Origin of the sequence: Corynebacterium sp. HMSC055G02 (assembly GCF_001809065.1) — a bacterium.
Classification (GTDB): domain Bacteria; phylum Actinomycetota; class Actinomycetes; order Mycobacteriales; family Mycobacteriaceae; genus Corynebacterium; species Corynebacterium jeikeium_D.
Map to the genome: position 1 here is coordinate 1 of NZ_KV795661.1, position 8,008 is coordinate 8,008.

Below are 8,008 nucleotides of genomic sequence, written 5' to 3' on the forward strand. Positions count from 1 at the left end.
CATTTTTGTCATAAACGCAGTCAGTAACTCGGATCGACCCCACGTCGCCAGCTATAAACGCAAGAAAGCGCCTCCCCACTCCACAAGGAGTGAGAAGGCGCTCGTGCGCTGTTACGCGCTAATCGCCGCGCAAGCTAACAGCTGCGCAGTGCAGTGCCTAAGTCGGCTTAGACGGTCTTAGATAGCCTTTGCACCGGTGAGGTCCAGGTCGACTGGCAGGTTGTCACCTGCACCGTCCTCGGCCAGCAGACCACCCTGGTTGTTGCCACCGGTCTGGGCACCCTGCTCCTGGCCGCCAGTCTGGAGGCCACCCTGGTTCTTACCGCCGGTCTGCATGCCCTGCTCTTGGCCGCCGGTCTGGAGACCATTCTGGTTCTTACCGCCGGTCTGGAGACCCTGCTCCTGGCCACCGTTCTGCAGACCCTGGTCGCCACCGACGTTTTGCAGGCTCTGGTCCTGGCCACCGGTCTGGAAACCGGACTGACGCTCACCAATCTGGCCCTTGTCGTTAACCTGGTCGCCGCCGACCTTATCGCCCTTCTCCAGCTTGTCGCCGCCAATCTGGTCTCCGCCGTTCAGCTGATCGCCGCCAGCGTTCTGGAGACCCTGGTTGCCGCCAACGTTCTGCAGAGCGTTGTCCTGATCGCCACCGACGTTCTGCAGACCCAGGTTGCCGCCCTCAGTCAGAGAGTGGAAGTTCGGGAACAGAGAGTCGACCTGAATCAGCGGGCCCTCCGGGAAGTTCACGTTGAACTCAGGTACCGGCAGCGGAGCCGGTGCTGGCAAGCAGGAAATCAGTTCGCAGATGTTGCACAGGTTATCCATGATGATCCTTTAGAAAAATGAAGTGTAGATAAATGGTGTGGCGCGATGCCCAGAGCTGAAGGTAAAGGGCTTCTCGCCTTCTCCTTTGCGGCCACTGCCGTGCTCACACGAAAACCGTACCGGTGATGAAAAACGGTCACAATATAGAAATTCGACCCACTTCAGCCAGGAAATTGGAAACAGAATAACGGCAAAATTTAACCTGCACTTATGCCCAAACGTCGCATGTCACGGGTCACATTGCTAGCCGTTTGGTCACCCCAAACCAGGCTCGCCTTTTCCAGCAGAAACGCCTCGGCACCTAATGAACTGCTCCCCATTAGTTGGACTGAGAAATCAGTTACCGACTAGTGGGGAGTAGTTGTCATTGAGAGCACGAAGTTCGCTAAGTGCATATCAGCGCGAGCAGTTGGTTGAACTATTTGAGCAAGGCATGGGCTATAGAGCCGCTGCCAATGCCCTTGGTGTCTCCAAGTATGCCGCCCGTATGCTCTGTCGTCGGTTTAAGCTGCATGCAGGCTATGTCTTGTGGAGAAACCGACTAAGCAGCAGTACTCGTTCGAGATCAAGAAGGAAGTTGTCCAACGCCACCTTGCTGGCTAGACAGCGATGGATCTTGCACGTGAATTTGGCCTGTCATCACAGCAGCTGGTCCGCGGGTGGTCGTGGAAATGGCGCAAAGACGGCGATGACGCGTTGAAACCAAAGCCGAAGGGCAGACCCAAAGGATCGGTCACGCCGAAGCCGCTGTCGGAGGAAGACAAGCTGCGTGGCGAAAACGAACGGTTGCGGGCCGAAAATGCCTATCTAAAAAAAATGCGGGACTTGAGGAATCAGGGACGCGCCTGAAAGTCCAGGCGATTGTCATCCTCAAGTCTCACCACCGCTTGGAGTACCTCCTAGAGGCAGCAGGTATGCCACGGTCGACGTTCTTCTACCACCAACAACGACTCAGTAAGCCAGATAAGCACGCCGAGCTCAAGCAAGCGATTCGGGAAAGCTTCGAGCGTAACAAGCATCGCTACGGCTACCGACGAGTGCTACTTGACCTACGCAACCAGGGCTGGGTGGTCAACCACAAACTCGTCTACAAACTCATGCGCCAGATGGGGCTGCGAGCCAAGATCCGCCAACGTAGACCTTATGTTTCCTACACCGGGACGATCAGCCACATTGCCGACAACAAGCTTGACCGCAAATTCACCCCGGATCAGCCAAATACCGTCTTTGTCAGCGACGTCACCGAGTTCAGGGTTGCAGGCCGCAAGGTCTACCTGTCACCGGTGATGGACTTGTTCGACCGCTCAATCGTTGCCCACACTGTGGCTACATCGCCGTCGACAGCGTTGACCACCGATTCTTTGCCCAAGGTGATCGCGGCGTGGGCACCTGAACCCGGGTGGATGATGCACACCGATCAAGGTTTCCAGTACCAGCATGCCTCGTGGCGTGACCTGATCGGCGACAACGGCGGTGTTCAGTCGATGTCGCGTAAAGCCAACTGTTACGACAACGCGGTCATGGAGAACTTCTTCGGCCACGTGAAAACCGAGATGTACCACGGAGAAGTCTTCGACACGGTCGCAGAGTTCAACCAAGTAATCGACGAATACATCCAGTGGTACAACACCGAACGCGTCCAACAACGACTCAAGGGCCTGACCCCGATGCAATATCGAAATCAGACCCTTGAAGCCCTAACCGCCTAGAGTTAAACCAGTCCAACTTTCGGGGACCAGTTCACCTCGGATCCCCGCGGGGCTTTTTCTGCCCCTCACCCTTTCACTTTTGCTTTAGGTAAGGGTAAGTTAACTCCCACTATGACCTCGAACCCAGTTACCCTGAACACTCCGACGAACACTTCCGCCTACCGCGCGGCCTTTTCTGACCACCTACTCTTGGCCGCCCCTTCTGAACCGCACCATCGAATCATCCGCGCCACTGTTTATGACGTCAGCGCCCCGGCAGAAAACCTGCAGAGGATTGTCATCCGCTCCCCCGAGCTAGTCGGCTTTCAGCTTTCCGGCCCGGACGAATTCTTTGGCCTCTTTATGCCGGCTAAGCCCGGCGAGAATCTCCATTTACCCCTCCACGGAGGTGGCGCCAATATCCGCGCAAGCGTTACAGCCATGCCGGAGACCCAACGCCCAAATTTACGTTGGTACACCGTACGCTCACTCGATCCCGAGTGCGGACAGATAACTTTCGACGTGGCGACACATGGCGTCAAAAATCCAAAGGATGAGCACGTCGGACCAGGGCTCGCCTGGGCTCTTGCAACTCGTGTTGGCGACCAGGTAGGCATCTGGACATGCCAGGGCCTCTGGCACCGCGCGCAAAGTTCACAAACACTTATCGCAGACCCATCTGCCGTACCTTCCGTTCGCGCCATTTTGGATTACGCGGATGCGTTTGCCCCGGAACAGTTGCGCGACATACACCTCGTAGTGGTCGCCGAGAACCATGGTGACCTCGAGCCATCCCTCGTCGCCGACTGGGAGAGCAAGCTGGGCAGCCTAGAAGTGCTGTTTAGCGCTACAACGGACTTCAGCACGGCAGTGATGTCCCACCTACAGCAACTGGACCGTGCCGAACACCCCGCAACACAGTCGAAGTACGTCTGGGTCGCGGGTGAAGGACAGCTCTGCAAGGAAGTACGGCGCCACGCAATTCACACCTGGGGCCTCAATAGCGAATCCGTGCAGTGGTGCCCCTATTGGTTCCTAGGCAGGGCACGGCCTTAATTAGCCACAATCCCTCGCGGCACAATAATCGGAGCCATACCGCGGGGATCTTCCCACACCTCGGCATTCAGGCCATATGCCTCGCGCAACACATCCACCGTCAGAGCCTCCTTTGGAGAACCCTCGGCGATCTTTTCCCCTTCCTTCATGACGATCATCTCGTCGCTAAAAGCTCCCGCCAGGCCAAGATCATGAAGTACGGTAATCACCGTCTTGCCCTCTTGAGCGAGCTCCCGCACGATACTTAGAATCTCTATCGCATGTGCCGGATCTAGGTAGGTAGTCGGTTCGTCCAACAGCACAATTGGCGTATCCTGCGCCAACACCATCGCCATCCAGACCCGCTGCCGCTGGCCGCCAGAAAGCTCCGCCACGTCGCGGGCAACAAGATGGTCAACCTTCGTCTTCTTCAGCGCCTCGCGCACTTTTTCTTTATCTTCTGACGCCGTCGCTCCCCCACCCCAGAGCGATCGACGATAAGGGTGCCGTCCGCGCTCCACAAGTTCTCCAACGGTCAATCCCGCCGGACACAGCGGGTGTTGTGGCAAAAGCGCAATTAGTTGGGCGGCTTCGCGCGACCGCAAACTATGCACGTCCTTTTTCTCTACAAGAACCCGTCCTTCGGCGGGAGCAAGCAGCCGAGAAAGCGTCTTGAGCAACGTCGACTTGCCACAACCATTGGGGCCTAAGAGCGTGGTGACCTTCCCGGGCTCTGCAGTGAAAGACACGTCCTTAACAATGCTTGGGCCGTCGTTGTAGCCCACGGTGACGTGATCAACTTGAACGTTCATTGAACCATTCCTTTCAGAGTTCCGCGACGGGCCGCCAACCACACAAGCAACACCAACGCGGGGCCACCGATGATGGCGGTAACCAAACCCACAGGGGATGTAAATGGCAGTGCGCCCGCCACGACGGCGCACGCAGCTAATAGAGCAGCGCCTGCAAAAGTAGAGCACAACGGATGGGGCGTGGGCGTTCCGGCCACCAGCTTGGCCAGCTGAGGAGCCAATAGTGCCACGAATCCAATTGGGCCGACAAAGGAAACCACCACCGCGACAATGCCCGTTGCGGCAATGAGCAAAATAGCGCGCACCCTCGTGACATTTACCCCAAGTGTGGACGCGGTGGCGTCATCATGAGAAAGAAGAGGGACATCGCGCGTAACACAAAGGCCTAAAACTACGAAGGGCAACAGGCCCAACACCATAGGAAACAAAGCTTCCATACGCACAAAGCCGGTAGACCCAGCGAGCCAAGTTTGGGCATCCGTGGCACGAGTTAAGTCAGCCCGGAGCAGGAGATACTGCACTAAAGACTGCGTGAGGAAAGACAGTGCCAGGCCGATGACCACTACGCGCTGCGACGTCCCGAAGCCACCGAGTAGAACGAGCAAACCAACGATCACTAGTGCGCCAAGCAAAGCGAGTGCAGCACGCCACCAGAACGTCGGCACCCCCTCACTCCATGCAGGGCGGGTAACTACGGTGCCCGCCACAACCAAAACCGCCGCGCCGCCGGATACACCGAGAATGTCCGGGCTGGCCAGCGGATTGCGGGCCATGGTCTGAGTCCACGCACCTGCCAGCCCTAGAGCCGCGCCGACCAGAACGGTAGCGATTGCTACAGGCAGGCGGAGATCCCACACCACGTTGATTGCTTGCTGTGTGCCCCCACCGGTGAGAACCTCGATGACTTCCATCGGGCTGAGCTTCACCGCTCCTTGCCCCAGGATTAAGCAGTAACAAAGAGCCGCTATGAGGGCGAACCCTGCCGAAGCCGCCAGGACGCGTCTGCTTCGTGAACGCTTAATACTACGGATAGACGTCATATCGCTCATATCGTCAGCTCCGAGTCATTCGAGGTCGGTGAACTCTTCTTACGTCGCACCGCCAGAATCATCACTGGGGCACCGACAATAGCTAAGACAATGGACATTTCCAGCTCGTTAGGCTGCAGGACGAAGCGGCCCACAATATCGGCTAGCAACACAGCCGCGCCACCAACAATGCCGGTCGGCAGCAAGAGGCGAGTCAGGGACGGGCCGGTAAACGGGCGTAGTAGGTGTGGCACGGCGAAGCCCACGAATGTCACAAGCCCCACAGTGGCTGTCGCCGAGCCGGCGAGGATGATCACCGCTGCGGCAGCCAACAAGCGGGTTCTCGTGGGCGAGCTGCCAAGGGAACGGGCGGAGTCCTCTCCCATCGCAAGTAGATCCAGCGGGCGTGCTGCAAGCGCACCACATAGAGCACCTAGTGCTAGACCTAAAGCAGCTAAGGCCACGTCTTCCATACCCCGCCCAGCTGTAGAGCCAACGGTCCAGCGGCGGAGCCCTTCCAGGGTGTCGGAAGAATAGAGGCTCAGCATATTCGTGGCCGCTTGCAGGGCGAAGGTAACTCCCACGCCCACGAGTACCAGAGTTAGCGGGTTACGCGATACGCGGGAAATCAACAGCACGATTAAGGCAGCGACGGCCGCCCCGACGAGCCCTACAAGTGTCCGCTCCCCGACCGTCGTTGCCCAGCCCAAGGTCAGTGCCGCAGCGACTGCGAAACTTGCTCCAGCGTTCACGCCGATAATGCCGGGATCTGCCAGGGGGTTGCGGGTCCAGCTCTGAGCAATGGCACCCGCCATAGCCAGGGCTGCGCCTGTGATCACAGCCAAGAGGGTGCGCGGAACGCGCAAGTCCCAAATGATGCCGGATTGCGTAGATGGGTGCGGACCATGCATGAGGATGCTGGTCACTTCGCCAATGGAAAGATCTTTGGAACCCAAGTACAGGGAGGCAAGCAGCAGCAAAGCCAAGCCAACGAGTGCGGCCGAAGTAAGCAAACGCCGGGAAAACACCAAAGAATGTCGAGTTCTTGAAACGGACACTTTCAATTAAATTGCGTCAGAGAACTTGTCGACTGCCCAGGGGATGGTCAATGGGTTCGGCATACTCATTGCATTGCCCACGTTTTCGTCCATCCAGCGGACCTTGCCTTCGCGAACAACGTCCAGCTTGCTGAATGTTGGATCCTTCTTCAAGGTATCGGCGGCACCCTGGTAATCAAGGATGAAGAGGTAATCGACGTTGTTGAGGTCGCTGTAGTTCTCAGGTGCGATGTCGCGGTAGAACTCGCCCCCGTTACCTTCGAGCTCCTTCGGGATCTCGAAGCCCAGACTCTTGATAAACTGCCCGCGACCGTCACCGGAGGTGTACAGGCCGATCTTTCCCTGATAAGGCATGACGATAGCCGCACGCTTGCCTTTGAGCTCAGGGTGCTGCTGTTGGAAATCATCGAAGGCCTTCTGCGTTTCTTCGACGAGTTTGTCGCCTTCTTCTTGCTTGTCTACAGCGCCGGCGATCTGGTTGACCTGATCCCGCCAGGGGATCTGCCAGTCCGTGGCACCGTCTGGCTTAACGGTGGTTGGGGCGATGTCATTAAGCGCCTTCTTCGCCTGCGCGTCTACGGCAGAGTTCACCGCAATGATCTTGTCCGGATCAGCGGCGGAGATCTTCTCCAGGATTTCAGCAGTGAATCCGTTGGCAGTACCGTAAACCACTTCAGGCTTGTTGTCGCCGAGCTTTTCGGTAGCCCATGGGCCGACGCCAGATGCATCAACATCTCCCTCAGCACCCCAGGGCGCTACGAGGACTGGTTGGATGCCTAGAGCGAGCAAGGTATCGCTGTCTCCCAGGCCAACTGCGGCGATGCGCTCGTCCCCGGTGCCCTCATTTTTTGACGCCGCCGCGTCGTCGCCTCGGGAGCAACCAGACAGAACAAGAGTGGATGCTGCCAAGACAGCGGCGGTCTTCAGCGCCGCTCGACGGGTCAGCGAATTGTTTCGAAACATGTGAAAACCTAACGCGTAAGGAACTCTTTGAAACGCTGTAAAGTACCCGTAGCCCCAAGAGACTGATGGCCTCTTTCGGCTACGGCCAACACAGCAATCGAGCCTATATTACACAGGTAAGGCTAACCACACAACAGGCTACCCTAAATTAGTCCGCTTCCTGCTCGGCCGCTACCGACTCCATCGCCGCCCTGGCCACCGTCGCCACGCTGGCCACCCTAGCCACCCTGGCCACTGTCACCGCCCTGGCCACCCTAGCCACCCTGGCTCTCAATGCCGAGATGCTCGCGCTATTGCAACTCGTGGCACCAACTGTCGGAAAAGTTGCACTTCGAAGGTCGAAATGTCGCTAGAACGGGAATCTGTCAGCACAGGCGCGCCTCCGAATTTTGCGACAATTCCCTGACCTGCAGTTTTGCGGAGCTGCAAATCAGTGTCTTTAACGCATTCCCGTTCTAGCGACATTCACCCCTGCTAGCGCCCCAAATACGGCGCCGTCGGCCACGCATCCCCGGTCTAGCGACATCTGCACATCCTCACGCCGCCAAATAGGGCGCCGGCGCCTCCCGTGACGCAATCCCCCCCCCCCAGCACTGCGC

The 8,008-nt window shown here is 57.8% G+C and carries 6 protein-coding genes and 1 pseudogene; 2 read left to right on the forward strand and 5 right to left on the reverse strand.

What is annotated here, in order from left to right; all coding sequences use genetic code 11:
* Positions 1-177 precede the first annotated feature (177 nt).
* Positions 178-825, reverse strand: a complete 648-nt coding sequence (locus HMPREF2547_RS07740; RefSeq protein WP_070605407.1) for a hypothetical protein — start codon at positions 823-825, stop codon at positions 178-180.
* Positions 826-1,344: 519 nt separating this feature from the next.
* On the opposite strand from HMPREF2547_RS07740, the pseudogene HMPREF2547_RS10630 reads away from it, so the two are divergent.
* Together HMPREF2547_RS10630 and HMPREF2547_RS07755 are read left to right on the forward strand one after the other, a co-directional pair.
* Positions 1,345-2,534: pseudogene (locus HMPREF2547_RS10630) on the forward strand (IS3 family transposase); the annotation flags it as partial.
* Between the two features lie 111 nt (positions 2,535-2,645).
* A complete protein-coding gene (locus tag HMPREF2547_RS07755) occupies positions 2,646-3,569 on the forward strand; it encodes a siderophore-interacting protein (protein WP_016421889.1) in 924 nt (307 codons plus the stop codon).
* Here the strand turns inward: HMPREF2547_RS07755 and HMPREF2547_RS07760 are convergent.
* Genes HMPREF2547_RS07760 through HMPREF2547_RS07775 form a run of 4 tightly spaced genes read right to left on the reverse strand, consistent with a single transcriptional unit; the run spans position 3,566 to position 7,409 of the window.
* Positions 3,566-4,360 (reverse strand): ABC transporter ATP-binding protein, encoded by a 795-nt coding sequence (locus tag HMPREF2547_RS07760; RefSeq protein WP_016421888.1) that lies wholly within the window; start codon positions 4,358-4,360, stop codon positions 3,566-3,568. The two genes, HMPREF2547_RS07755 and HMPREF2547_RS07760, sit on opposite strands and share 4 nt — an antisense overlap.
* Positions 4,357-5,409, reverse strand: a complete 1,053-nt coding sequence (locus HMPREF2547_RS07765) for a FecCD family ABC transporter permease (protein ID WP_016421887.1) — start codon at positions 5,407-5,409, stop codon at positions 4,357-4,359. The genes HMPREF2547_RS07760 and HMPREF2547_RS07765 overlap by 4 nt, the downstream gene beginning before the upstream one ends.
* A complete protein-coding gene (locus tag HMPREF2547_RS07770; protein ID WP_222865141.1) occupies positions 5,406-6,401 on the reverse strand; it encodes a FecCD family ABC transporter permease in 996 nt (331 codons plus the stop codon). The genes HMPREF2547_RS07765 and HMPREF2547_RS07770 overlap by 4 nt, the downstream gene beginning before the upstream one ends.
* A 51-nt stretch (positions 6,402-6,452) precedes the next feature.
* Entirely contained in the window at positions 6,453-7,409 is a 957-nt protein-coding gene (locus HMPREF2547_RS07775; protein ID WP_016421885.1) for an iron-siderophore ABC transporter substrate-binding protein, read from the reverse strand.
* Positions 7,410-8,008: the final 599 nt, after the last annotated feature.

Coding starts and splice junctions, on each gene's coding strand:
- HMPREF2547_RS07740 (WP_070605407.1), bottom strand. CDS start 825: ATGGATAACCTGTGCAACATCTGCGAACTGATTTCCTGCTTGCCAGCA.
- HMPREF2547_RS07775 (WP_016421885.1), bottom strand. CDS start 7,409: ATGTTTCGAAACAATTCGCTGACCCGTCGAGCGGCGCTGAAGACCGCC.
- HMPREF2547_RS07760 (WP_016421888.1), bottom strand. CDS start 4,360: ATGAACGTTCAAGTTGATCACGTCACCGTGGGCTACAACGACGGCCCA.
- HMPREF2547_RS07765 (WP_016421887.1), bottom strand. CDS start 5,409: ATGAGCGATATGACGTCTATCCGTAGTATTAAGCGTTCACGAAGCAGA.
- HMPREF2547_RS07755 (WP_016421889.1), top strand. CDS start 2,646: ATGACCTCGAACCCAGTTACCCTGAACACTCCGACGAACACTTCCGCC.